Origin of the sequence: Sphingobium salicis subsp. salicis (assembly GCF_049472635.1) — a bacterium.
Taxonomy (GTDB): Bacteria; Pseudomonadota; Alphaproteobacteria; order Sphingomonadales; family Sphingomonadaceae; genus Sphingobium; species Sphingobium yanoikuyae_A.
Genome location: NZ_JAYRCS010000001.1, coordinates 1941487 through 1962528, shown reverse-complemented (window position 1 = coordinate 1962528; position 21042 = coordinate 1941487). Strand labels below are relative to the sequence as shown.

The window sequence follows — 21042 nt, the reverse complement described above, 5'->3', positions numbered from 1 at the left end:
CGCGCCGGGCAACCGCTCGCTCCTATCTCATGTTCGTAACTTAGCTCGCACGACGCGCCTCCATGAATATGCCGACAAATATATTGCTCTCGATATTATGAAGATCAGGGCGCCACGCCTTGCGTGCTGGCCGAACTCCCCCATATTGTGCGGTGCAGCATAAACAAATTGTCGCGAGTGAACGGCTGCTGTTGCAGGATAGGAGATTTTCGTATGTCTAGATTATCCGCTACAATCGCCCGATTGGCAGCCATGCGAGCCAGCCACTCGCTCCAGGCTCTATCCGCTGGTCCCAGTCGCCTGGTGGACCTCGATGCTTTTGGGACCAACCCAGGCGCGTTGAACGCCAAAATCTATGTGCCCGAGAAGATTGCTGAGAAACCGGCGCTGGTCGTCATATTGCATGGCTGCACGCAAACCGCCGAAGGCTATGATCGCGGCGCGGGCTGGTCACAATTAGCAAATGAGCACGGTTTCCTGCTGCTATTTCCAGAGCAGCGACGCGCAAACAACCCCAATCTCTGTTTCAACTGGTTCTCTCCCACAGACAATGGCCGCGATCTGGGCGAGGCGCTATCCATCCGACAGATGATCATGGCGATGGTGAATAGCCATGGGGTCGACCCGTCGCGCATATTCGTGACAGGTCTTTCAGCAGGGGGCGCAATGACCTCTGTCATGCTTGCCAGCTACCCGGAATTGTTTGCGGGCGGCGCGATCATCGCCGGCCTGCCGTACGGATTGGCGTCGAATATCTCGCAGGCGCTTGAAACCATGCGCGGATGTGGAGCTTTCGACGCGGAGGATCTGGGTGATCGGGTCCGTCGCGCGTCGGCCCATTCCGGCCCCTGGCCACGCATTTCGATATGGCACGGCAGCGCCGATGCGACAGTCAGCAGTTCCAATGCAGAGGCAATTCTTGCTCAGTGGTTGTCGGTCCACGGTCTTGAGCCGGCACCGGACGTTTCAGAGCAGATAGCGGGCCACCGCAGGCGCTCCTGGAACGATGCAGTCGGACGCCCGCTTATCGAGGATTATCGCATTGCCAAGATGGGCCACGGCACACCACTCTCCACGAGCGGGCCGGATGCTTGCGGCATGGCAATGCCGCATATGCTCGAAGCGGGTATCTCATCCACTCGCAGGATCGCATCGTCCTGGAACCTGTTAATAGCTGGCACGGAGCGCACTGTCGCGCAATCGGTCGGCAAAGCTCGGGAGGGCACACCGAGTCTGCCGGTATCAAAGGTAAATCGATTGGAAGCGTTGCCCTCCGAACCTTCATGCCCGACCATGTCAGGGAAGGCAGGCGTAGAAAAAGTCATCCACGATGCGCTCCGGGCTGCGGGCCTCATGCGCTGAGCAGATTTCACCTCATGGGTTGCATACGGCCGATCCGATAGGGACCATCGCGCGACGCCATGACTTTTCCCTTCCAACTCAGTTCGACCAACCCTTCGGCTACTAGCTGATCGATTGCGGCGTGGACGACCGGCATTTCTTCACGCCACGACGGCCCTTTGGGATCAGCGTTCGCTTTACCGGCAACCATCCGTGCGACCTCGCTTGGACAGATTGTCGCCTGGCCCGTGCGGCGGCGAGCAAATGTAAAACCTTGTTTCGCGCATTCTCTATCCGCTCAAGGGCAATGTCAGAGGTCATCGGGTCAGGTAAGGATGGTGCCCGGCCTGAGGCGGTGCCAGGCGGGCAGCAACGCTCGGAACAGAATCTACCCGCGCCCAATACCGCGTCCATCTCGTGCGCCAGATGAACGAGGGTCCGCAGCCAGTGCAGATTTTCCAGGAAAGCTTCAGCTTGTGGTGGGTCATGACAGGATCAGGATTAGAGCCCGATCTCCTCGAGTGCCCGAGCGACCTCGGGGTCCAGGGCCTGGTCGGATTTGGGCGTCAGGCGGTTTAGCGCAGTACGCAGCCGCTGTTGTGCAACCTGCAATGTCTTGTGCCGAACCTCACGCGTGACGTTGGTTCGCCATGATCGGCTCTCGCCCAGCAGAGCTGCCCATTTCGCCTCTTCTGCCGCCAGGATCGACAGGGCCAGCCTCAGACCATCCCGGCGGCCACGCGCATAATCCTCTTCCATGACCACCACCTCGAAGATTTGACACTCCGTACATCGGCAGCGCGTGCCTCCGGCGAATGGCTCAGCGCAGCACTGTTGCCAAGCTATCAGCAGTTTGCATCATTTTCTGACTCGAAACCCTGAACAGCTTTCACAACGCCGTACCCAATGGCGGTCAGCAGACCGACCTTTACCACAGTACCGACAATGCGCGGCATGAAGTAACCGATAACGGCTCCCTTCGCGCCGCTGTCGCCGTCCCGCTGGTCCAGCTTGGACCCTATGACCGCACCGATGATTTCCGTGATCATAACCTGCTTCCTTGTTGAGATCAGAGGAGCGCGCGACATCGCGTGAGGTTCCACTGTTATCGACTGATGCGTACGAGGCAGATCGCCAATTGCGCAGCATCGACTGAAGCGGACTAGCGCCATCTCCTGCTTTATGACCCTCAGTTACCTTTGCGCAGGAACGCCGATCGACACTGGCACCGGAATTACGCGAGTCATACACGGAGCGCTCAGGCGTTGGGCGCCGTGTTATGAATTGTTCGGAGCGTTTTTGATCGCGACCATCGCCAAATGCCCCTTCCACCAGCGGAGCTTATTCTCGCGGGCCTGGTACGGCCCCTGCTCGGCAAAACCGCTGCCGCCGTATATGCAAAGAGAAATCTCAGAAATCTGCCTTCGATCCGGCACCAGCTAGACCGCCTCGCGTTGGTCGCTTCTCACCTATTGATCATGGAGCTACCAGAGTTGGAAGATCTCGCCGGTTGGATTGCCCCTGCCGCCACCATGATTGCGGCCATGATGACCGCAGCCAATCTGGGCGCACGCGTCACGGGCTGGGGTTTCGGGGTCTTCACCTTGGGATCGATCGCCTGGTCGATAGTCGGTTTCTCTTCGGGACAGACGAATCTGCTTGCCACCAACGGATTTCTAACTCTGGTCAATCTCATTGGCGTCTGGCGCTGGCTTGGCAAGCAGCGCGCCTATGAAGATGGCGGTAAGTCCGCCACCCTGGCAAGCCAGCGGTCCCTCTATCCAACGCTTTTCACCGCGACGAGCGTCGCTGGCATGCCGGTCGTTGATGCTGAAGGCGAGACAATCGGACATGCAGTCGAAGCCCTCGTGTCCTGCGAGAGCGGCAGGGTAAGTTACGTCGTGGTTGCGTCTGGCGGTTGGGCGGGCGTGGATGAAGAGCTTCGCGCTGTGGATTGGACGGATATGAACTTTGCCAGTGCTCGGCTGACCCTGCTGCGCTCACGCGCGTGGTTCGATCGTTTGGCACCGCTTCCCGAGGGAGAATGGCCCGCGGCACCGGCGGAGTTTGACGAGAGGCGGAGCAAATGAGGTTTCTTCACGACCTTTACGATACCGCCCATATCTGTGCCGGAATGTGAGCGCAGATCGCGGCCTCGACATGGCGGAAAGGGGCATTGCTGCTGTAACATATCCTTCCCCCAATTTCCGGGGACGGCCTGGAACTCGCCAGCGCCATCTGCAAGTATATCGGGGGAGATGTCGCCAGCGCTCTTCAGGCGGAGTCTTGCTACACGGAGAGGCTGACCGCTCCTGTGAAGGATCGCGTCGGATGGCGGTTGCAAGACATGAGCCGTCGCCATTTTCAGACGCCGGCCCATTGCGTTTTACCGGCTGATTAGGCTGCGAGCAGGTTCACAGCTGTCGGCTTTGCAGCGGGCAGCCCGTCTGCCTTTGCTTGCGCAAGCAATTCCTTCTTGCGTGCAGCCATCGCGTCGCGGAGTGCCACAAGATCGACATCCGTCTTCCGACACTGAGCGAACATGCCCTCCGACGGCATTTCCTCCTCATGGACATGATGCTTGATTTCTTCCGAAAGCACCTTGACCTTTGCATCGTAGAAAGCGTCGTCTGGCGACCCGGCCTCCAAATCGTTGATCAGCACCTTGGCGCCATCATGTTCGACATAGGCTTCGTCGAGCGTGTCGTCCTCGATCAACCCGCGGAAGGCGGGATAGAAGATTTCTTCCTCGATGAGCGTGTGGATTTTGAGCTCGACGCAAATCTCGTGCGCCAGCGCCTGCTTGCGGTCTGCGGATTTGGCACTCTCGAACTTCTCGAACAGATCCTCGACCTTGCGATGGTCGGCCTTTAACAGGGCGATCGCATCGGTGAATTGCGGCTCGGCCATCCTAATTCTCCTATGGGGTGATGGCCAATGAAGCAGTCGGCACCAATTATGGTTCCTCGCTAACGACTCGCAAAAAGGAAGGAGGCCGGGAGTATGGAGCCATCCACATCTGCTTACTCGCCCGTCTGACTATGAGGGGCTGCTACAGCCTTGGATTCCGGCGATTCCCGTTGGCGCAGAAAAATGGATAGAAGCACCAGAACGGCAGTCGAGAGAAATTCGCTTTGCCAGTTTTGGGAGGATTCAAACCAAAGCTGAGGATCGCCGAGATAGGCTATCGTTGTCAGCGGCTGTTCTCCATGTGCTATTGCATCCTGCGCTGCCACCCTGGCGCTTTGGCTCCAGTGGATGACAAAAGAGATGACGAAAAGGGCGGCCAGAGCCAGGCCGAGCGATTGCGCATAGAGAGCGCGCCAGATTGGCCCCCATCGCAGGATTTTCGGTGCACCGGGCTTGCTCGCCTGGAGATCGAGGTCTGCGTCTCGCGGCGGGCCGTCCGGGTCCTTGGATTCGGCCGAACCGCGCTGGACGAGGAAAGCGGTCAGCACCACATAGGCTGACATTTGCAGGAACTCGCTCTCCCAATTCTCAAAGACGCTGGAGAGAAATTCGGGGCTGAAGCTGTAGGCGCTGAGCGAAAGCGCCTGTTCGCCATGACGGTGCGCATCTTCGACCTGAACATGCCAGCCCGCGATCCATTGTCCGATAATGCTCGCCCCAAACAACAACAGCAGGACGAGCGTCAGTCCGTTGTTCCGCACCATGACCATCTTCCAATCCTCATGATCCTTTGGGTGACGGCTTGCTGGCTCGCGGACCGTCGGTAAAGATTGCCACGTAACACCCCGGGTGCAGCGGTCCGGGGTCGAATGGACAAGTCTGCGCCGGTTCGCACGGCGCTCGCCTTCGGGCCGGCGGGGGCTATCAGATGATCGCGCCGGCGCTGGTTGCGGCGCTGTTGGGCTCGATAAACTGGTAGGCGGCTTCCGCGACATCCTGCCAGCCCGGTTCATTGCAGATATAGTGGCTGCGGCCGGCGAAGGGCAGAAACTCCGTCAGGCTCGCTACGTCCGTGTAGGCCCTGAAATTTTTCTCGCTAAGATGTGCGGGAATGATCTGATCCTCTTCACCGCCGATCAGCAGCAGGGGCGCGTGCGGCGCATCGAGATCGATCCGGCCATCTTCGCCCATGCAATCGCGCAGAATGTTGCGGCTGTCATGCGTCGCCGTCGCCTCGAATTCGGCTGCTGCGTCCGGTGGGCTCAAACTATTGGCGAACGCATCACGGAAGGTCTTCTCGTCCATGAGCACAGGCGCATTGCCCTTCAGAGGGTTTGCGATGATCGCGCTGTTTTTGATGAAGCCCCAATCGAGATCGATAATTGCGTTGGGGGCGACCGAATTGATGGCAACGCCGCTCGACAGCAATCCGCGACTGAGCAGGATCTGGGTGATGAGCCCGCCGACCGAATGACCGATCATGATCGGCAGGTCGTAACGACGCACCTGGGCCTCGACCGCTTCGATCACCTCGCGAAGGCGAAGGTCGCCCAGACCTTCAGGCGGGTTCTCACGCAGATCGAGTGGGTTTCCTGCGTGAAGCGGCCAGGCCGGTGCCACGCACTCATAGCCCTTCTCGCTGAAATAGTGGGTCCATTTGCGCCAGCTGACAGGATTTTGAAACATGCCATGGACGAATATCACGGTTTTCATGGATCACTCCTCGACTGGTGGGGGACGCCCAGGCGAACGGTCCAGGCTACCGTCCGTTCCAGTGCCAGAGAGCAGGGCATTCACGCCTGAAGACCCTCGTGCGGCCGTTTATCGCGCAACCCGGCGCCCGCTGTGGCTCCAACACTGATCTCCATCAATAAGATTTATCCCCGTGTTTATGGGACTATTGCTGCGGCAGTCGCGTTGAGTAGCGGCGAGACCAAGGCTCGCTTTTGCTGCGCCCATCCATGTTGGCGCAGCCTATTTCCCATGCCCAAGGAGCTATGCCCATGAGTCATGCGACAGACGATGCCCCTGCGGCCACTGCAAAGTCGAACGAGCAGAAGAAAGAGGCTTCAACCGCAATCGAGGGGGCGGATCATGGAAGCCTCATTGGCAAGTCCGTGACCATCAATCGCACTCGCACCGAACTTTTTGCCTATTGGCGCGACTTCACCCGGCTGCCCAGCTTCATGGAGAATGTGGAGCGCGTGGACGTCCTCGCCGCTGGACGCTCCCACTGGGTGGTGAAGGCGCCGGCGGGAAAGACCGTAGAATGGGACGCGGTCATCACCGAAGAGATAGACGGTGAGCTGATCGCCTGGGCTTCTGTCGAAGGCGCTGACGTCCCCAATAGCGGTCGAATCGAATTTCGCGACGCGGGCGAGCGCGGCACGATCGTCACGGCTACCATCACCTATGATCCGCCCGCCGGCTTCATCGGCAAGATCGTCGCCAAGATGTTCCAGCGCGAACCGGCCATTCAGGCGCGGCGCGATCTGCGGCGGTTCAAGCAGCTCATGGAAACCGGCGAGGTCGCCACTGCCGCCCGCACAGCACAGCAATTTGCCGAGGAGAAGAACTGATGCGCGCGCTAACCTGGCACGGCAAGCATGATGTCCGCGTCGATACCGTCGACGACCCTGAAATCCTCAATCCGCGCGACGCCATCATCAAGATCACCTCGACCGCCATATGCGGTTCGGACCTGCATCTTTATGATGGCTACATCCCGACCATGAAAGCCGGCGACATCCTTGGCCATGAGTTCATGGGCGAAGTGGTCGAGACCGGTGCAAAATCGACGTTGAAGAAGGGGCAGCGGGTCGTGGTGCCTTTCACCATCGCCTGCGGGAACTGCTACCATTGCGGCAAGCATCAATATTCCGCCTGCGATAACGGCAATCCCGCCGACAATCAGGATATCGGCCGGGAAATGTATGGCCAACCAATGTCCGGACTGTTCGGCTACAGCCATCTGACCGGCGGCTATGCAGGTGGGCAAGCCGAATATGTCCGTGTGCCATTTTCCGACGTCGGGCCGATCGTCGTTCCCGATGGGTTGGATGATGACCAGGTCCTTTTCCTCTCCGATATTCTCCCAACCGGCTGGCAGGCGGCCGAATATGCCGATATCGAGCCGGGCGACACCGTCGCGGTCTGGGGCTGCGGACCGGTCGGCCTGTTCGCGGTCCAGTCCGCCTTCCTGATGGGCGCGCATCGGGTGATCGCGATCGACCATTTCCCGCATCGCCTTGAGCTAGCGAAGCGCTTCGGCGCGGAAACCATCAACTATGAAGAAACGAAGACATATGAGGCGCTGATGGAGATGACTGGCGGCATCGGTCCCGACGCAGTCATCGACGCCGTTGGCCTCGAAGCGCACGGCTTCTTCCTCGACAATGTGGTCGATCAGATCAAGGCGTCGATGTTTCTTGGTACCGACAGAACCCATTCGATCCGACAGGCGATCCATGCCTGCCGCAAGGGCGGCCGCGTTTCCATGCCGGCCGTCTATGGCGGCTTTGTCGATAAATTCCCGCTGGGCGCCTTCATGGAGAAAGGGCTGACGCTCAAGACCGGCCAGACCAGCGTCCAGCATTATATGCCCGCACTTTTGAATGCGATCGTCGAAGGGAAGATCGACACGACCTTCCTCATTTCGCATCGGATGGGGCTGGAGGATGCTCCCATGGGCTACAAGATGTTCCACGACCAGCAGAATGAAGTGACCAAGATCGTGCTGAAGCCCGCCTTTGATCGCGTTGCGGCGTGAGGAGAAAAGACATGGCTAGTAAATTCGCAATCATCTCCGGCGCGTCCAGCGGGATTGGCGCTGAATTGGCAAAACTGGCGGCCGCAGATGGCTATGATCTCCTCGTGGTTGCCGACACGCCCTTTGCCGATGCCTCGGCTGGACTCGCAAGTTTTGGTGTCGCGGTCGATACGCTCGAGGTCGATCTTTCTACCGTACAGGGCGTCGATCAATTGCTCGATCGTGCCGGCGGGCGACAGGTGGACTTGCTCTGCGCCAATGCCGGGCATGGCCTGGGACATGCGTTTCTCGACCAGCAGCTATCCGATTGGCGCCATGTCATAGACACCAACATCACCGGGACCATCTACCTCCTTCACAAGGTGCTCAGTCCGATGGTGGCGCGCGATGCGGGAAAGATCCTCGTCACTGGCTCGATCGCTGGATTCATCCCCGGCAGCTTCAACGCGGTCTACAACGGCACCAAGGCTTTCATCGACAATTTCACCGAAGCGCTGCGCAATGAACTCAAGGATCATGAGGGCGTCACGCTGACGACGCTGATGCCCGGCGTGACCGATACGGAATTTTTCGACCGCGCCGGCCTGGGAACCGACACTTCAGTGGGTGCCGACGACAACAAGGCCGATCCGGCCAAGGTTGCAAAGGATGGCTGGGACGCGCTCTTGGCGGGAAAGGGCCATATCGTTTCGGGCTTTTCGAACAAGCTGCAGGTCGCAGCAGCGGGTATAGTGCGACAATCGTTTTTGGCTGAGCAGCATCGCAAGATGGCTGAGCCCGGCAGTGCGCAATAGGAGGCCAGAATGTCCAAGGATACCAGTAGAGTAGCGCGAGGACCGCTCGGCGATGCCCGTCCGGACCATGAGGCTGAGGATGATCGGCCCAAGGGGAAACCCTCCGAAAAGGTGGAGGACCGGCCCAATGTCGGCACGGTAAAACCCGAGGATTATCCGGCCGAGGATCGCGACAACGCGCGCCCGGATTGAGATGTTTCAAACTATCGCCGGAGGCCCGATGAGCAGCCCGATCCCCTATACGACCGACATCGAGCGGATTGACCAGGATGAGGCGGACGTAAATGCCGAACTGGCGGACACTTTCCGCCAGATCATCGAGACCACATATCGTGATCTGGGCCACGGGTTTCGCGGTGTCCATGCCAAGAGCCATGCCCTCCTTCAGGCGCGCGTTCGCGTGCTTGAAGGATTGCCGCCTCACTACGCGCAAGGCGTTTTTGCCGAGCCGAAGAGCTTTGATGCTTTGGTAAGAATATCCACTGGTGCTGGCGATATATTGCCTGACAGCGTCTCATTGATCCGTGGCTTTGCCATCAAGCTCGTCGGCGTCGAAGGCGAGCGGCTGGCAGGGAGCGAAGGCGACAGTACACAGGACTTCCTGTTCGCCAATGGTGTTGCCTTTCCGACCCCGGGTCCAAAGAAGTTCCTCGCGAACCTGAAGCTGCTCGCCAAGACCACCGACAAGGTCGAAGGACTCAAGAAGGCAGTATCTGCCGTCTTTCGAACGGCCGAGAAGGGCGTCGAAGCACTGGGCGGGGAGAGTGCCTTGCTCGAACAGCTTGGCGGCCATCGCCACACCCACCCCCTTGGCGAGAGCTTCTTCACCCAGGCGCCGATCCGTTATGGCGACTATATCGCCAAACTTGGCGTCGTCCCGCTCTCAGAGGCCGTTTCGAAAGGGGTTGAGCGGCTGAGGTTCGTGTGATTCCGGGGGTTTTGCAGACAACCCGGAGATCTTGATGTGGACCCCAGCCACCCGCGTGCAGCATACGCGTGTTTCGAAGCGTTACCAGACGGATTTGAGCGATGCCGAGTGGGCGCTGATCGCGGCATTTGTTCCCGAGGCGCGCACGACGGGGCGGCGACGGCAATGGCCAATGCGCGAAATCGTGAACGCCATCTTCTACGTTCTGCGCGGCGGGATTGCATGGCGGTTGCTGCCCAAGGACTTCCCGCCGTGGCAGACGGTCTACCGCTGGTTTGCCCGGTTTCGTGACGAATGCCTGTTCGAGCGGATCAACCATGCGCTGGTCGCGCTCGATCGCGAGCGAGCCGGAAGGGACGCCTCGCCAAGCGCAGCCATCATCGACAGTCAGAGCGTCAAGACCACCGAGAGCGGCGGACCGCGCGGCTACGATGCTGGCAAGAAGATCAAAGGTCGCAAGCGCCATGCTCTGGTCGATACTGACGGCAGGCCGCTGCTTGTCGAGCCGCACACCGCCGATGTCCAGGATCGTGATGGCGGCGGCGCGTTGCTGCAAATCTCGCGCGGCCTCTTCCCGTTCATCGAGAAGGTCTGGGCCGATGGCGGCTATAACCATCACCGTGTCACCGAGGCGACCCGCATCACCGTCGAGATAGTCAGCAAGATCGCCGGGCAGTCCGGCTTCGTCGTCCTCCCTCGGCGCTGGGTGGTCGAGCGGTTCTTCGCTTGGGTCAATCGAAACCGCCGTCTGGCCAAGGACGTGGAAGCCACCCTCAAATCCGCCGCAGCCTTCCTCTACGCCGCCGCCGCCATGCTCATGCTACGCCGTTTGGCTCGGTCAGCGTGAGTTTCGAAACCGACTCTCAGAGAATTTCAAGGCGCTCGAAGATCAGGAAATCGACATCGCCGGTCGTGACGATGCGCTGCGCGAAGAGATTGCCAGCCTGCTGGCGGCGCAAGGCGGTGAATGGGAAATACGCGTTCAGCTTGCCCGTGATCTTGCTGCCAATCCGATCGAGGATGCGTCGGTTGCCTGGCCTGACGAGGACAATCCCTATGTTGCGGTCGCGGTCATCAGCATTGCGCCACAGCCGAGCTGGACTTGGGGCAGAGCGCGGGTGCTCGACGATCAGACAGCGTTCAATCCTTGGCATGGGATCAAGGCGCATCGTCCGCTCGGTGCGGTGATGCGAGCGCGCAAAGTGGCCTATGCTGCGTCGTCCGAGCTGCGCGGGCGGTTGAACGGCTGCCCTTTCCATGAGCCGTCAAATGCGCAGCTACCCGATGCCGAATAAGGAGAGATGCGATGCCGAAAGGTGACAAGTCGAGCTATAGCGACAAGCAGAAACGCAAGGCCGCCCATATCGAAGAGGGCTATGAGGATCGCGGCGTTTCCCACAAGGAGGCCGAGCGCCGCGCCTGGGCAACGGTCAATAAGGAATCGGGCGGCGGAAACAAATCGGGTTCCGGACGCGGCAAGGCTGAAAATCATGACAGTTCGCGCAAGGGCGGACGCAAAGGCGGTTCCAGCCAGAGCGCTTCCGACCGGTCGGCTGCCGCGAAAAAGGGTTGGGAAACGCGGAGACGTAAAGGCGCCGCGTGAATTCCTGCTCCATGGGCAATCATAACCAGACACCACCAGATCGGCCGATTTGCGTCTCAACTGCTTGGCGATCCGGGGTTTGTAACCCAACGGACAGCCGATGCGCTCGAGGTGATCGCCATTTTGGAAATCGCTCACGACGATGTCGATATCATATTCTCGGATGTCGTCATGCCGGGCATGAATGGCGTGGAACTGGGCAAGAAAATCCGTGCGCGCTGGCCCGACAAGACAATAGTGCTCACCAGCGGCTATGGCCATGCCCTGGCCGAATATAGCGGGCACGGATTTCCGCTTCTCCATAAACCGTATTCGGTATTATCTCGCATCCTCCGCGATGCGGCCGCCTGAGATTGGCCCGCGCTCTTGATGTAAGAATATGAAGGCGTCGCCGCGTTGCGTGTCGGGTGCCTTCATGAGGATGAACGCGCGATTTCCTCGACGCGGCATTTGCTGGCAGGGCCAAAAGCCCCTTCGATCTGCCTCATGCAAGATCGAAGGGGCAGGGAGCCGGGTCATGGGCGATCACCGCCATGGCCCGTCCGTACACGCAGAAATTCTGAAAAAGGAACCTTCGCTCAGGACTTGAGACCCTTCGCCATGTTGAGATGTGCGGTGACGATGGGAACAAGCTTGGTCGCGAACTCCTTCAACGAGGGGACGTCACCATTGGCCGAATAGGCTTTGAGCGTGTCGAGCGTCTCCTGATGTCCCCTGGTCTGCGCTTCGATATAGGCGGCATCAAAGTCGGCACCTTTCTTGCCCTTGAGCGCATCGAGTGACTGTTGCTGCTCGGAAGTCAGGATTGGTTTGGGCACGATAGCCGGGGACGCGGCGCTCGCAGCCTGGCCAAGCTTAGCCGTTGAATCGGTATGCGCCTTGATCATCGACTCCGCGAATTTCTTGACGGACGTCGACTGGCTGTTGGCTTGCGCCAATCTCGAGCTTTCGATTTCGAATGTATCGTTCGATGCTGCAGCATTGGCGAACATCTGGCCTGTGCTCTCCGCAACCGGCGCCGGTTCGAAGGCGTTGACGCTGTTCATCGGCACTGCCGCGGCGTTGTTGGGCGTCGTATCGACCTTCTTGCCGCATCCGCCAAGTAACAGCGCTGCCAATGATATCGCCACCGTCGCGAACTGCATTTTCATCGATCGTCTCCCGGATCATCCTCTGTCGGAACGTCAACCCTCCGCGTCCAAGCTCGTTCCCATGGGAGCCTTCTTTGCCACCCGCCGTTTGGTGATGATTGAACCATCACATGGAGGACAGGAACATGGGCATCTTCAGTAAGATCAGAGACAAGATTTTTGGTCATGATGACCAGAAGGCAAGCAATGGCGCTCCTGCACCGGCCACGAATGTTCAGACCGCCAGCCCGACCCCGCCAGCCATTACGCCCCCTGCGTCGCCCGCCACGGCCACCGCCTCACCTGAGGCAGCCTCGCTGCCGCAGGTCGATGTCGGCGTGGTCCTTTCGGCCATGGCCGACGCTAGGGGCGGCGGTGGAAATTACCAAAGTTCGATCGTCGATCTGCTGAAGCTCCTCGATCTCGATTCCAGCCTTACAGCGCGCAAGCAACTGGCCGACGAGCTGGCTGTTCATGAGGGCGCTGACGGCAGCGCAGAGCAGAATATCGCGCTGCACAGGGCAGTGATGGCGAAACTCGCTGAAAATGGCGGCGTGGTTCCCGATAGCCTGCGCGACTAAGGCCTCTGGCCGTGCCGCTCCTTCTTGAGGTGGCGGCCCGGCGTTAACCTCTCAGAACCATATCTGTCGGGACGTTGGCCCCGCGGTGACGCGGGGCCATACTCGCTTCAAGCGATCCCTGCGCCGCCGGTCACGCCATAGACTTCACCGGTGATATAGCTGCCCTCCTGCGAGGCCAGCAGCACATAGACGGGCGCGATCTCGACCGGCTGACCAGGGCGGCCGAACTGGCTCTGCTCACCGAACTTGGTGACCTTGTCCTGCGGCTGACCGCCACTGGATTGCAAGACCGTCCAGAATGGACCGGGGGCAACCACATTTGCCCGGATGCCCTTTTCGATCAGCTGCTTGGCCAGAGCCTTGGTGTAAGCGACGATGCCCGCCTTTGTCGTGGCATAATCGAGCAATATGGCAGAGGGCTCATAGGCCTGGACGGAGGCGGTGGTGATCACCGACGCACCTGCGGGAAGATGCGGCACAGCGGCCTGTGTGATCCAGTGCATGGCGTAGAGATTGGTCTTGAGCGTGCGGTCGAAATCTTCCGAGCTCACGGCCTCCACGTCATCGCGAAATTGCTGGCGGCCAGCGTTGATGACAAGAATGTCAAGCCCGCCAAGGCCATTCACCGCCTCATCGACGAGCTTGCGGCACCAATTCTCGTCCGTAATGTCGCCAGGCAGCGCGACCGCCTTGCGGCCTTCTGCTTCGATCAGGGCGATGACCGTCTTTGCGTCTTCCTCTTCGCTTGGAAGATAGGAGATGGCGACATCGGCGCCCTCGCGCGCATAGGCTATCGCTGCGGCTCTGCCGATGCCGCTGTCGCCGCCAGTGACCAGTGCCTTGCGGCCCTTGAGTTTACCCGAGCCGGCATAGCTTTCCTCACCATGATCAGGCTTGGGATCCATGTTCGCGGCGATGCCGGGAACCGGTTGCGGCTGCTCGGGAAATGGGGGCTTGGGATATTGTGCGCGCGGGTCCTGCATGGTGAGACGCTCTGCCATGTTCGCTCCTTGCTGATGGGGATGATGGACGACAGTCCAGTTTGCCGTTCTAGGCGACACGGCAAACTACGAGCCGCAGAGCCATCCAGTTCCACACCGGCTCAGCAGGATGGCAATCTTATTCATAGTTCTGATCTGGATCAGGAAAACAGGCCGCCTCTCGTGCGTTCTCCCCTGCAATCAGTTAAAGGGAATCGTCGCTATCAACATAATCCGGCTCGACAACGCTCGCCCCCGGCGCGACGCGGAAAACTACCTCCATCTCGAACATTATGGGGCCCTGGGCGATGGCCGGACGGTGGCCCTGAGCGGTAGCGATGGGTCGCTCGACTGGTGGTGTGTCCCCAATCTCGATTCTCCGCCCCTGTTCGACAAGTTGGTTGACCCGCAGGAGGGCGGTTATTTCGCCATCACGCCTCGTGAAGCGTTCGAGGTCGAGCGGGCATATCGTCCAGAGAGTAATGTCCTCGAGACTATATTCACGACCGCTGGCGGTAAGGCGCGAATGGTCGAAACGCTCAACAGCGGTTCTGCGGGGCGCTTGCCCTGGTGCGAATTGGCGCGACGTATCGAGGGGCTGGAAGGCTCGGTACATTTCGACATCGCGTTGAGGCTTGGCCATCGGGCGGGAACCGCTTCGCCCTATATGCAGAAAGTCGGTGGCCATGATGTTTTCCATGTCGGCGGCGTGCTGGGTCTCTTTCTGCGGGGATCGGGCGTGATCATCGAGCATCTGGGCGATAGTGGGGCGACCGCAAGTTTGACGATCGAGGCGGGCCGGAGGGAGCTGCTCGCGATCGTGGCGGGCGAAGACGAGCCGCTGGTTGCGCCTTCGCTTGACGAAATAGATGCCCGGATCGATGGCTCGGATGACGAATGGCGCACATGGGCGAAGACGGTCCAATGTGACGGACCATGTCGGGAGGCATTGGTCAGAAGTGCCCTGGCCCTCAAACTCCTGCTCTTTTCGCCCAGTGGAGCGATCGCAGCAGCGGCGACCACCTCTCTTCCTGAACGGATTGGCGGACCGAAAAATTACGACTATCGCTTCGCCTGGGTCCGCGACGCAGGCTATACCATCAACGCCTTCCTGCGCGTTGGTGCCCAGGCGGAGGCTAAGGCTGCTCTGACCTGGTTGCTCAAGCAAATCGAGGAAGTGGGGCCGCGCGTCTGCTATTCGATCTGGGGCGGCGCAGCTTCAGACGTCCGGACAGTCGACCTGCCCGGCTATCGCCGTTCACAGCCGGTTGTTGCTGGAAACCGCGCCACGGATCAGCGGCAGCATGGAATTTATGGCGATATCTTCGAGACCGCGGCATGCTTCGTAGACCATGGCAATATTCTGGACGCGCGCAGCGCAGAGATATTGGCCCATCTTGCCGATCAATGTGCGGACATCTGGCGCCAGAAGGATAGCGGCATCTGGGAGCTTGCCCAGGAGCAGCATTATACCATGTCGAAAATCAGTTGCTGGCAGGCTCTGGCCCGCGCCGTCGAGCTGGCTGACGCAGGACAATTGCCGACGACTTGCCGCGATCGCTGGTCACGCGAACGAGACAGGATCGAGGCCTGGATAACGGAACATTGCTGGTCCGAGAGCCTGGGCGCCTATAGTTTCTATCCAGGCTCGGATCGCCTCGATGCATCCCTCGCCCTTGCTGTGCGCTTTGGATTCGATGGACGGGATCGCCTGCGTCGAACGGTCGAGGCGATCGATCGGGAGCTCGGCTTTGGACCCTATCATTATCGCTATTCGGGAGCAGAGAAAGAAGAAGGCTGCTTCCTCGCCTGCACCTTCTGGATGGTCGAGGCCAAAATTCTACTCGACCAGCCTGAAGCGGCGTCCAGGGCATTTGCCGAAGCGATTGAGGGACTGGCGCCCACAGCTGGCGTATATCCTGAAATGATCGACCCTGTGTCAGGCCAATATCTGGGCAACATGCCGCAAGGACTGACCCATCTGGCTATTATTCAGGCTCTCATGTCGCTGGAGGCTAGCAGAGGCTAGGCTCCAGCGAACAGGGCCAGCTTCCAGGCTCCTTTGAAAGCTGTCCGGTTCAAGGCTGCTGGTTATAGGATGGGCCGGTATGCTCGGTCGCGACGTTGTTGCCAGTGGCCTGATCCCGCTCAAGTTCCTCGCCATGCCAGACATTCCTCGCGACGAATATGATGATGAACAGGGCAATGATCACGCCGCAAAAGACTGCACCGGCCTTCGCGAGCCGGCGCGGCGAGGGCTTCTCATCCGATACCATCAGTGAGCGCCCTCCAGCGATAGCTCGCCTTCCTCTTCGCCATCCCAATAATGCGCGCGCTCGCCAATCACCTGGATCAGGACGAGGCCAGGCGTCTGCGGACCCTGCGGCCACCACCGTTCCAGGCCTTTCGTCCAATGCGCTTCAAACTGGTCCTTGTCGCGGATGAGCATGGCTGTCCCTTCCACCGCCAGACAGAAGGGGCGTTGTCCCAACAAGCCTGATTTGCCCTGATAGCTTAGATTTACTGCCGGATCGGCCTTGATATCCGACACCATGAGCGTGGTCTCTTCCGTGAAAAACCAGGCGCTACCGTCATAATCGACCTCACGATTATTGCTCATCGGACGCGATCCGATCGCGCCACCGCCCGTATGCATGGCCAGCATCGCGAAATCGATCTCCTTCATCTTGCGCGACAGATCTTCGAGCGACATGGACATGGCCGTCTCCTTCTATTGTTGCGGCATCAACGCACGAACAGGAATAACGGCCACCCCACAGTGAAGCGCCGCTGTAAGAACGCATCCGCTGGGACAGGATCAGCTTTGTGCGAGCTTCCTCGCCTGCGATGGAAGTTGAGCCTCTGCCTGGGCGTCCGACGACGGGCGGCGGCCGCCCCGGACCATCTCCTCTATCCAGGTGAGCAGCAATTGATTGTAGGCCCGTCGGCCAGCTTCATCCCGCAGCGAATGATCAGCGCCTTTTAGAATACGATAGCTCAGCGAATTGCTGTTGTGGAACGCCGACATATAGGAGCTGATGGTCGCGTGCGGCACATAATCGTCATGTTCCGATTCAACGATCAGAACGTCGCCGGCAAAGTGCTCGCAAGCGGCCAGAGCCTTGTCTTCCCGGCCCGTTCGAAAGCGCGCCCGATAGGCATTGATGAGATTGCGGTCGAGCTTCGCTTTGGGCACATTCCAATGTTCGTCAGGATAGAGCGCAGGAACACGAAGCGCCAACCAGTTGACCGGGCGAGCCGCAGTCAGCAATGCCGCAAGATAGCCACCATAGCTGGTGCCAACGACCGCAATCGCCGACGGATCGACCTGGTCCTGCTTGACGAGATAATCATAAGCCGCCGTCACATCTGCAAGACCGTGCGACCGGGTCACGACATTGCGCTCTTCGGCATGTTTGGCATGGCCTCGCAGGTCGAAGGTGAAGCAGATACAGCCCAATTGCGCGATCTCTTCGGCTCGCACCATGTCTTGTTCGCGCGAACCGCCCCATCCGTGGATGAAAAGAATGCCAGGGACCAGCTTGTCGGGCGACAATAAGGTTGCTTCCAGGCTCTCGCCCTCGACGTCAAAGGATAGCTGACTACCTGTCATTCCAGCTCCATCGCATATTTTGTCATCGGTCCTGCCACGGGATCTACCCCGCTATAATAGATAATGCTGCCGTCCGGAGCAGCGTCTACCTCGCCATAAATCTCCATCGTCATGCACGTCACAGCCGATCGGCCGGGATCACGCGCCAGGGCTTCGAACGCTGCGATCTCCGCGCCGCTCGCGCCGCCGGCACGCCAACTCTGCTCGAGCACGCCGATGCGGCGTTCGCCGTAGGAATTGACGCCTGCGGCGACATCGTAATTGCGGCGAGACGCCAGCAAATCCGGATAGAATCGTGAGACGATAGCGTCATAGGCGATCGCCTTATCGACCCCCTGCTGCAGTTCGTCAGCCAGACCCAGGCTCACAAGCCGTTCCAGACCGCCCCTCACGACATGAAGAGTGGAGCCGCCATAGACAGTCGCGCCACTGTTGTTGGTGGTGAGCCGCTGCGTGCCCCAATAGGAAATCGCCTCGCCAAAAAGGCGCGTCGTGCCGACGCTGTAGGTGACAACGTCATCAAGATTCTCCTCGATCACCACGCCATGCTTCGAAATGGCAGCCTCGTCGAGCTGGGCCATCGCTTCGTCCAAATCCTTGACCGACGTCGCGACGAACTGGCCTAGTCCGGCAGTGGCCTCGACCTCCTTCAGACGGGTCGCCGTACGCCCGAGCATATCAAGAGCGGCATCGCGAACCGCATCGAAAGTAAAGGCCGACCAGCCCGAAAGAACGTGAGGAGCAAGAGCTAAGCCCAGTTCAGCGCGCCATCCGGCGGGAATTGCAGGGTCGTCCCCGAAGGCCGGATGCGTGATGACCTTGCTCCCGACAAAGGGAAACGGCACGACGCCACCGTAGATCTGGCTCTCAGCCTGGATGCCCAGTTTTCTTGCCGTTGAGAGATCGACCGTGCCGGTCGGAATGAAGAGTGTGTCCGGCTTGCCGCTTGATAGCTGTTGGTCACCCGGCATGTCATGATCGACAAATCTTGTCTCGCCGAGCCGGGCAATCCTGCGGGCAAGTTCGCTCCGTGAGGCCTTGTCATGTTCATTGTTCAAAGCAATGGATTGGGTGGGATGGATCTTCACAAAATGGGTCTGATGCGAGCGAGCCATTGGGCCTCACGGACTTGGAGGGGCCGCCAAGCGGCAGTCCTGCAACAACCCCAGGCTCGGACATTATATCCCTGACCTTGCAAACCAGGCTTCCCTGATCTGCGGCTCTGGGTCAGGGCAGTGTCAGGGCCTTTTCCGAAATAGGCGCCACCAAGGCATCTCGCCACTTAAATGCCCCTGGTCGCCCGCAAAATGATCCAAAATCTCACACATATGGTCTGCGCAGGCTCGTACCAGGATCCAGCTTGGATCGCTTTTATCCTGCGTGGAAAGGTCGCGGAGCAGCGAAATTTCCTCCGCCATGAGTGTCAGCGCTTCGACATCATCACGCATGCGTGATTCCCGGCTAATATGGGCCTCTCATATTGGTGAACTCAACGGAGAAGCGAAATATCCTTGATCGCGCTTCATCTCCCGCACGCGAAAATGGGATCATTTGGCCAGCCCATCCATTTCTTTCAAAAAGGAGAAAAGCGGTGAAGCAGATGCATTGGCCGAGGAAACTGACGATCGTTCGGCATGGCCAGAGCGCTGGCAATGTCGCGCGGGATGCCGCCATGCAGGCCAATGTCGACCGCATAGATTTGTCCGAGCGAGATGCTGACGTGCCCCTGAGCGAGTTGGGCCGCGACCAGGCTGGAGCGCTGGGACGCTGGTATGCCGGCGAGGCACCGCATGAGCGTCCGGATGTTCTCCTTGCATCTCCCTATCGGCGCGCCTGCGAGACCGCAGATCTATTTCGTCAGGCCGGAGGTTGCGCAGGCAATGTGCCCATCTGCTTTGACGAGAGGCTGCGGGAAAAGGAATTCGGCATCCTCGATGGGCTGACATCTATGGGGGTAAGCAGCATCGAGCCGCAGCAAGCAGAATTTCGCAGGCTGCTAGGCAAATTCTATCATCGCCCTCCAGGGGGCGAGAGCTGGTGCGATGTCATTCTGCGACTGCGCTCCGTCATGGATACGATCGCGCTTCATCATGCGGACCGGCATGTGATGATCTTCACCCATCAGGTAGTGGTGCTGTGCTTGCGATACATCATCGAAGGCATGACCGAGGCCGAGATATTGGAGGTCGACCGTGAAGGCGATGTCGCCAACTGCGCCATCACCGAATATGCATTCAACGCGGAGAAGGGCAAGGATGGAGGGCTATTGCTTGGTCGATACAATGTGACAGCCCCGGTCGAGCAGGACGACACGCCCGTGACCCGCGCGCCCGATGCCATAGCGGGTGTACGCGGATGAGTTGCCGACAGCTCGACGAGGCGTGGCTGAAGCGACATCCGCTGCCGGCGATCGCGCAAGGCGCCGACAAGAATAGTCGCGGCCGCGTCCTGGTGGTTGGAGGGGCCGAGTTCGTGCCCGGTGCGCTTCGCCTTACCGGCGAAGCCGCGCTACGCGCAGGTGCGGGAAAGCTGCAGATGGCGACCGTGCTATCTTCGGCAATGTCGCTGGGCGTGCTCGTCCCGGAGGCAGCCATGATCGCGCTGCCCGCCGACGAAGACGGAGAAATCGCCCCCGCAGCAGCGGAAATATTGAAGGATCGAATCACGGCGTGCGACACGATCATCCTGGGACCAGGCATGAGCACGGGGAAGGCGGCGCGGGCATTTGTCGCCAGTCTTTTCGATAGCCTCGATTTCCCTGGCAGTCTCATTCTCGACGCTGCAGCCTTGGTTTCATTGCGTCATTTCGGCCCATCACGGTGGCGAGTAAGCAAGGATGCGATTTTCACGCCTCACCATGGAGAGATGGCGGCGCTGAGCGGCCTGCCGATCGAAGAGATCAAGGCGAGGCCAGCAGCGATAGCGGTTGAAATGGCAGCGCGATGGAGCGCCGTCATACTCCTCAAGGGAGATATTAGTTATCTGGCCCAACCTGACGGCCGATGTCTCATTTATGAGGGGGGCTGCGTCGGGCTTGGTACGGGAGGCTCCGGCGATGTGCTGGCTGGACTCATAGGGGGTCTTGCTTCTCGAGGTGCGACTGCATTTCAGGCTGCCGCCTGGGGTGCTTGGATCCATGGGAAAGCCGGCAACATCCTTGCAGAGACAATCGGTGAGGTCGGCTTTCTGGCACGCGAGCTTTTACCGCTCATTCCTGCTCTCATTGAGAAGACCATGCGAACTCAGGGTTCTGGTGAGGATGTCCTACCCTAGCTGCCGTCCATTTTTGCCTGCGTGAGCAATCGATCCGCAGATGCATGAAACATGGATTTCCGTGATTCTCCCGACCGTGGGCGTCGCGTCCCCTATTGCCCCGGATCGAGTACTGGTGCT

General features: G+C 59.5%; 29 protein-coding genes. 14 read left to right on the top strand and 15 right to left on the bottom strand.

Going from position 1 to position 21042, the window contains the following annotated elements; all coding sequences use genetic code 11:
* The first annotated feature begins 213 nt into the window (after positions 1-213).
* Positions 214-1362 carry an extracellular catalytic domain type 1 short-chain-length polyhydroxyalkanoate depolymerase gene (locus VHN57_RS09465; protein WP_026109610.1) on the top strand — a complete coding sequence of 383 codons (1149 nt, stop codon included), beginning with the start codon at positions 214-216 and terminating at the stop codon, positions 1360-1362.
* Positions 1363-1369: 7 nt separating this feature from the next.
* Here VHN57_RS09465 and VHN57_RS09460 read toward each other — a convergent pair whose 3' ends face one another.
* The 4 genes from VHN57_RS09460 to VHN57_RS09445 form a co-directional block, all read right to left on the bottom strand.
* Positions 1370-1576, bottom strand: coding sequence for a DUF3253 domain-containing protein (locus tag VHN57_RS09460; protein WP_293922950.1), 207 nt, complete (start codon positions 1574-1576; stop codon positions 1370-1372).
* Positions 1577-1658: 82 nt separating this feature from the next.
* Positions 1659-1829 (bottom strand): DUF2256 domain-containing protein, encoded by a 171-nt coding sequence (locus VHN57_RS09455; RefSeq protein ID WP_375188345.1) that lies wholly within the window; start codon positions 1827-1829, stop codon positions 1659-1661.
* A gap of 13 nt (positions 1830-1842) precedes the next feature.
* The gene (locus tag VHN57_RS09450; RefSeq protein ID WP_017503139.1) at positions 1843-2100 is read right to left on the bottom strand and encodes a hypothetical protein; all 258 of its coding nucleotides are present in this window, start codon (positions 2098-2100) and stop codon (positions 1843-1845) included.
* Positions 2101-2186: 86 nt separating this feature from the next.
* Positions 2187-2390: a hypothetical protein gene (locus VHN57_RS09445; protein WP_017503140.1), complete on the bottom strand. Its 204-nt coding sequence runs from the start codon at positions 2388-2390 to the stop codon at positions 2187-2189.
* Between the two features lie 483 nt (positions 2391-2873).
* Between VHN57_RS09445 and VHN57_RS09440 the strand changes: the two genes are divergently transcribed.
* Positions 2874-3431: a PRC-barrel domain-containing protein gene (locus VHN57_RS09440; protein ID WP_051035826.1), complete on the top strand. Its 558-nt coding sequence runs from the start codon at positions 2874-2876 to the stop codon at positions 3429-3431.
* A 307-nt stretch (positions 3432-3738) separates the two neighbouring features.
* Here VHN57_RS09440 and VHN57_RS09435 read toward each other — a convergent pair whose 3' ends face one another.
* From VHN57_RS09435 to VHN57_RS09425, 3 genes are all read right to left on the bottom strand, one after another.
* Positions 3739-4251 carry a hemerythrin domain-containing protein gene (locus VHN57_RS09435; protein WP_293922949.1) on the bottom strand — a complete coding sequence of 171 codons (513 nt, stop codon included), beginning with the start codon at positions 4249-4251 and terminating at the stop codon, positions 3739-3741.
* A 113-nt stretch (positions 4252-4364) separates the two neighbouring features.
* A complete protein-coding gene (locus VHN57_RS09430; protein WP_293922948.1) occupies positions 4365-5015 on the bottom strand; it encodes a DUF6766 family protein in 651 nt (216 codons plus the stop codon).
* 160 nt (positions 5016-5175) lie between these two features.
* The gene (locus VHN57_RS09425) at positions 5176-5964 is read right to left on the bottom strand and encodes an alpha/beta hydrolase (protein ID WP_017503303.1); all 789 of its coding nucleotides are present in this window, start codon (positions 5962-5964) and stop codon (positions 5176-5178) included.
* Positions 5965-6254: 290 nt separating this feature from the next.
* Between VHN57_RS09425 and VHN57_RS09420 the strand changes: the two genes are divergently transcribed.
* From VHN57_RS09420 to VHN57_RS09395, 6 genes are read left to right on the top strand one after another with little or no spacing between them, the layout of a single operon-like run.
* On the top strand, positions 6255-6830 hold the full coding sequence (locus tag VHN57_RS09420) for an SRPBCC family protein (RefSeq protein WP_017503304.1): 576 nt from the start codon (positions 6255-6257) through the stop codon (positions 6828-6830).
* Complete coding sequence (locus VHN57_RS09415) at positions 6830-8020, top strand: zinc-dependent alcohol dehydrogenase (protein WP_017503305.1); 1191 nt, start codon at positions 6830-6832, stop codon at positions 8018-8020. Before VHN57_RS09420 ends, VHN57_RS09415 begins: the two co-directional genes overlap by 1 nt.
* 11 nt (positions 8021-8031) lie before the next feature.
* On the top strand, positions 8032-8814 hold the full coding sequence (locus tag VHN57_RS09410; protein WP_026109640.1) for an SDR family NAD(P)-dependent oxidoreductase: 783 nt from the start codon (positions 8032-8034) through the stop codon (positions 8812-8814).
* 9 nt (positions 8815-8823) lie between these two features.
* The gene (locus VHN57_RS09405) at positions 8824-9006 is read left to right on the top strand and encodes a hypothetical protein (RefSeq protein WP_026109641.1); all 183 of its coding nucleotides are present in this window, start codon (positions 8824-8826) and stop codon (positions 9004-9006) included.
* Positions 9007-9034: 28 nt separating this feature from the next.
* Positions 9035-9742, top strand: a complete 708-nt coding sequence (locus tag VHN57_RS09400) for a catalase family protein (RefSeq protein ID WP_423283688.1) — start codon at positions 9035-9037, stop codon at positions 9740-9742.
* Between the two features lie 34 nt (positions 9743-9776).
* Positions 9777-10589, top strand: coding sequence for an IS5 family transposase (locus VHN57_RS09395; protein WP_066213739.1), 813 nt, complete (start codon positions 9777-9779; stop codon positions 10587-10589).
* 16 nt (positions 10590-10605) lie between these two features.
* On the opposite strand, the gene VHN57_RS09390 is transcribed toward VHN57_RS09395, so the two are convergent.
* A complete protein-coding gene (locus VHN57_RS09390; RefSeq protein WP_423283686.1) occupies positions 10606-11001 on the bottom strand; it encodes a hypothetical protein in 396 nt (131 codons plus the stop codon).
* Between the two features lie 47 nt (positions 11002-11048).
* Here VHN57_RS09390 and VHN57_RS09385 point away from each other — a divergent pair, with 47 nt between their 5' ends.
* Complete coding sequence (locus tag VHN57_RS09385; protein WP_017503308.1) at positions 11049-11345, top strand: hypothetical protein; 297 nt, start codon at positions 11049-11051, stop codon at positions 11343-11345.
* On the top strand, positions 11346-11696 hold the full coding sequence (locus VHN57_RS09380; RefSeq protein WP_375188349.1) for a response regulator: 351 nt from the start codon (positions 11346-11348) through the stop codon (positions 11694-11696).
* 227 nt (positions 11697-11923) lie between these two features.
* On the opposite strand, the gene VHN57_RS09375 is transcribed toward VHN57_RS09380, so the two are convergent.
* The gene (locus VHN57_RS09375) at positions 11924-12496 is read right to left on the bottom strand and encodes a DUF4142 domain-containing protein (protein WP_017503310.1); all 573 of its coding nucleotides are present in this window, start codon (positions 12494-12496) and stop codon (positions 11924-11926) included.
* A 125-nt stretch (positions 12497-12621) separates the two neighbouring features.
* On the opposite strand from VHN57_RS09375, the gene VHN57_RS09370 reads away from it, so the two are divergent.
* Positions 12622-13056 (top strand): DUF3597 domain-containing protein, encoded by a 435-nt coding sequence (locus VHN57_RS09370; protein ID WP_026109643.1) that lies wholly within the window; start codon positions 12622-12624, stop codon positions 13054-13056.
* Between the two features lie 107 nt (positions 13057-13163).
* Here the strand turns inward: VHN57_RS09370 and VHN57_RS09365 are convergent, their stop codons facing one another.
* Entirely contained in the window at positions 13164-14057 is an 894-nt protein-coding gene (locus VHN57_RS09365) for an SDR family oxidoreductase (RefSeq protein WP_026109644.1), read from the bottom strand.
* A 109-nt stretch (positions 14058-14166) separates the two neighbouring features.
* Between VHN57_RS09365 and VHN57_RS09360 the strand changes: the two genes are divergently transcribed.
* Complete coding sequence (locus VHN57_RS09360) at positions 14167-16065, top strand: glycoside hydrolase family 15 protein (protein ID WP_313326191.1); 1899 nt, start codon at positions 14167-14169, stop codon at positions 16063-16065.
* Between the two features lie 49 nt (positions 16066-16114).
* Here the strand turns inward: VHN57_RS09360 and VHN57_RS09355 are convergent, their stop codons facing one another.
* From VHN57_RS09355 to VHN57_RS09335, 5 genes are all read right to left on the bottom strand, one after another.
* Positions 16115-16312, bottom strand: a complete 198-nt coding sequence (locus VHN57_RS09355) for a hypothetical protein (protein ID WP_017503714.1) — start codon at positions 16310-16312, stop codon at positions 16115-16117.
* Positions 16312-16755, bottom strand: coding sequence for a pyridoxamine 5'-phosphate oxidase family protein (locus VHN57_RS09350; protein WP_026109733.1), 444 nt, complete (start codon positions 16753-16755; stop codon positions 16312-16314). The genes VHN57_RS09355 and VHN57_RS09350 overlap by 1 nt, the downstream gene beginning before the upstream one ends.
* Before the next feature lie 99 nt (positions 16756-16854).
* The gene (locus VHN57_RS09345; RefSeq protein ID WP_026109732.1) at positions 16855-17649 is read right to left on the bottom strand and encodes an alpha/beta hydrolase family protein; all 795 of its coding nucleotides are present in this window, start codon (positions 17647-17649) and stop codon (positions 16855-16857) included.
* Positions 17646-18764, bottom strand: a complete 1119-nt coding sequence (locus VHN57_RS09340) for a DUF3182 family protein (protein ID WP_017503711.1) — start codon at positions 18762-18764, stop codon at positions 17646-17648. The genes VHN57_RS09345 and VHN57_RS09340 overlap by 4 nt, the downstream gene beginning before the upstream one ends.
* A gap of 123 nt (positions 18765-18887) precedes the next feature.
* A complete protein-coding gene (locus VHN57_RS09335) occupies positions 18888-19097 on the bottom strand; it encodes a hypothetical protein (protein ID WP_081600971.1) in 210 nt (69 codons plus the stop codon).
* Between the two features lie 152 nt (positions 19098-19249).
* Here VHN57_RS09335 and VHN57_RS09330 point away from each other — a divergent pair, with 152 nt between their 5' ends.
* Positions 19250-20008: a histidine phosphatase family protein gene (locus tag VHN57_RS09330; protein ID WP_017503126.1), complete on the top strand. Its 759-nt coding sequence runs from the start codon at positions 19250-19252 to the stop codon at positions 20006-20008.
* Positions 20005-20922: an NAD(P)H-hydrate dehydratase gene (locus VHN57_RS09325; protein ID WP_017503125.1), complete on the top strand. Its 918-nt coding sequence runs from the start codon at positions 20005-20007 to the stop codon at positions 20920-20922. Before VHN57_RS09330 ends, VHN57_RS09325 begins: the two co-directional genes overlap by 4 nt.
* Positions 20923-21042 lie beyond the last annotated feature (120 nt).

Excerpts from the sequence above, each read along its gene's own strand:
- VHN57_RS09455 (WP_375188345.1), bottom strand. The coding sequence starts at position 1,829 with ATGACCCACCACAAGCTGAAGCTTTCCTGGAAAATCTGCACTGGCTGC.
- VHN57_RS09430 (WP_293922948.1), bottom strand. The coding sequence starts at position 5,015 with ATGGTGCGGAACAACGGACTGACGCTCGTCCTGCTGTTGTTGTTTGGG.
- VHN57_RS09440 (WP_051035826.1), top strand. The coding sequence starts at position 2,874 with ATGATTGCGGCCATGATGACCGCAGCCAATCTGGGCGCACGCGTCACG.
- VHN57_RS09350 (WP_026109733.1), bottom strand. The coding sequence starts at position 16,755 with ATGTCCATGTCGCTCGAAGATCTGTCGCGCAAGATGAAGGAGATCGAT.
- VHN57_RS09450 (WP_017503139.1), bottom strand. The coding sequence starts at position 2,100 with ATGGAAGAGGATTATGCGCGTGGCCGCCGGGATGGTCTGAGGCTGGCC.
- VHN57_RS09325 (WP_017503125.1), top strand. The coding sequence starts at position 20,005 with ATGAGTTGCCGACAGCTCGACGAGGCGTGGCTGAAGCGACATCCGCTG.
- VHN57_RS09395 (WP_066213739.1), top strand. The coding sequence starts at position 9,777 with ATGTGGACCCCAGCCACCCGCGTGCAGCATACGCGTGTTTCGAAGCGT.
- VHN57_RS09360 (WP_313326191.1), top strand. The coding sequence starts at position 14,167 with ATGGCAATCTTATTCATAGTTCTGATCTGGATCAGGAAAACAGGCCGC.
- VHN57_RS09330 (WP_017503126.1), top strand. The coding sequence starts at position 19,250 with ATGCATTGGCCGAGGAAACTGACGATCGTTCGGCATGGCCAGAGCGCT.
- VHN57_RS09345 (WP_026109732.1), bottom strand. The coding sequence starts at position 17,649 with ATGACAGGTAGTCAGCTATCCTTTGACGTCGAGGGCGAGAGCCTGGAA.
- VHN57_RS09370 (WP_026109643.1), top strand. The coding sequence starts at position 12,622 with ATGGGCATCTTCAGTAAGATCAGAGACAAGATTTTTGGTCATGATGAC.
- VHN57_RS09415 (WP_017503305.1), top strand. The coding sequence starts at position 6,830 with ATGCGCGCGCTAACCTGGCACGGCAAGCATGATGTCCGCGTCGATACC.
- VHN57_RS09335 (WP_081600971.1), bottom strand. The coding sequence starts at position 19,097 with ATGCGTGATGATGTCGAAGCGCTGACACTCATGGCGGAGGAAATTTCG.
- VHN57_RS09365 (WP_026109644.1), bottom strand. The coding sequence starts at position 14,057 with ATGGCAGAGCGTCTCACCATGCAGGACCCGCGCGCACAATATCCCAAG.
- VHN57_RS09410 (WP_026109640.1), top strand. The coding sequence starts at position 8,032 with ATGGCTAGTAAATTCGCAATCATCTCCGGCGCGTCCAGCGGGATTGGC.
- VHN57_RS09425 (WP_017503303.1), bottom strand. The coding sequence starts at position 5,964 with ATGAAAACCGTGATATTCGTCCATGGCATGTTTCAAAATCCTGTCAGC.
- VHN57_RS09405 (WP_026109641.1), top strand. The coding sequence starts at position 8,824 with ATGTCCAAGGATACCAGTAGAGTAGCGCGAGGACCGCTCGGCGATGCC.
- VHN57_RS09340 (WP_017503711.1), bottom strand. The coding sequence starts at position 18,764 with ATGGCTCGCTCGCATCAGACCCATTTTGTGAAGATCCATCCCACCCAA.
- VHN57_RS09385 (WP_017503308.1), top strand. The coding sequence starts at position 11,049 with ATGCCGAAAGGTGACAAGTCGAGCTATAGCGACAAGCAGAAACGCAAG.
- VHN57_RS09420 (WP_017503304.1), top strand. The coding sequence starts at position 6,255 with ATGAGTCATGCGACAGACGATGCCCCTGCGGCCACTGCAAAGTCGAAC.
- VHN57_RS09435 (WP_293922949.1), bottom strand. The coding sequence starts at position 4,251 with ATGGCCGAGCCGCAATTCACCGATGCGATCGCCCTGTTAAAGGCCGAC.
- VHN57_RS09400 (WP_423283688.1), top strand. The coding sequence starts at position 9,035 with ATGAGCAGCCCGATCCCCTATACGACCGACATCGAGCGGATTGACCAG.
- VHN57_RS09465 (WP_026109610.1), top strand. The coding sequence starts at position 214 with ATGTCTAGATTATCCGCTACAATCGCCCGATTGGCAGCCATGCGAGCC.
- VHN57_RS09375 (WP_017503310.1), bottom strand. The coding sequence starts at position 12,496 with ATGAAAATGCAGTTCGCGACGGTGGCGATATCATTGGCAGCGCTGTTA.
- VHN57_RS09445 (WP_017503140.1), bottom strand. The coding sequence starts at position 2,390 with ATGATCACGGAAATCATCGGTGCGGTCATAGGGTCCAAGCTGGACCAG.
- VHN57_RS09390 (WP_423283686.1), bottom strand. The coding sequence starts at position 11,001 with ATGGAAAGGGCAGCCGTTCAACCGCCCGCGCAGCTCGGACGACGCAGC.
- VHN57_RS09355 (WP_017503714.1), bottom strand. The coding sequence starts at position 16,312 with ATGGTATCGGATGAGAAGCCCTCGCCGCGCCGGCTCGCGAAGGCCGGT.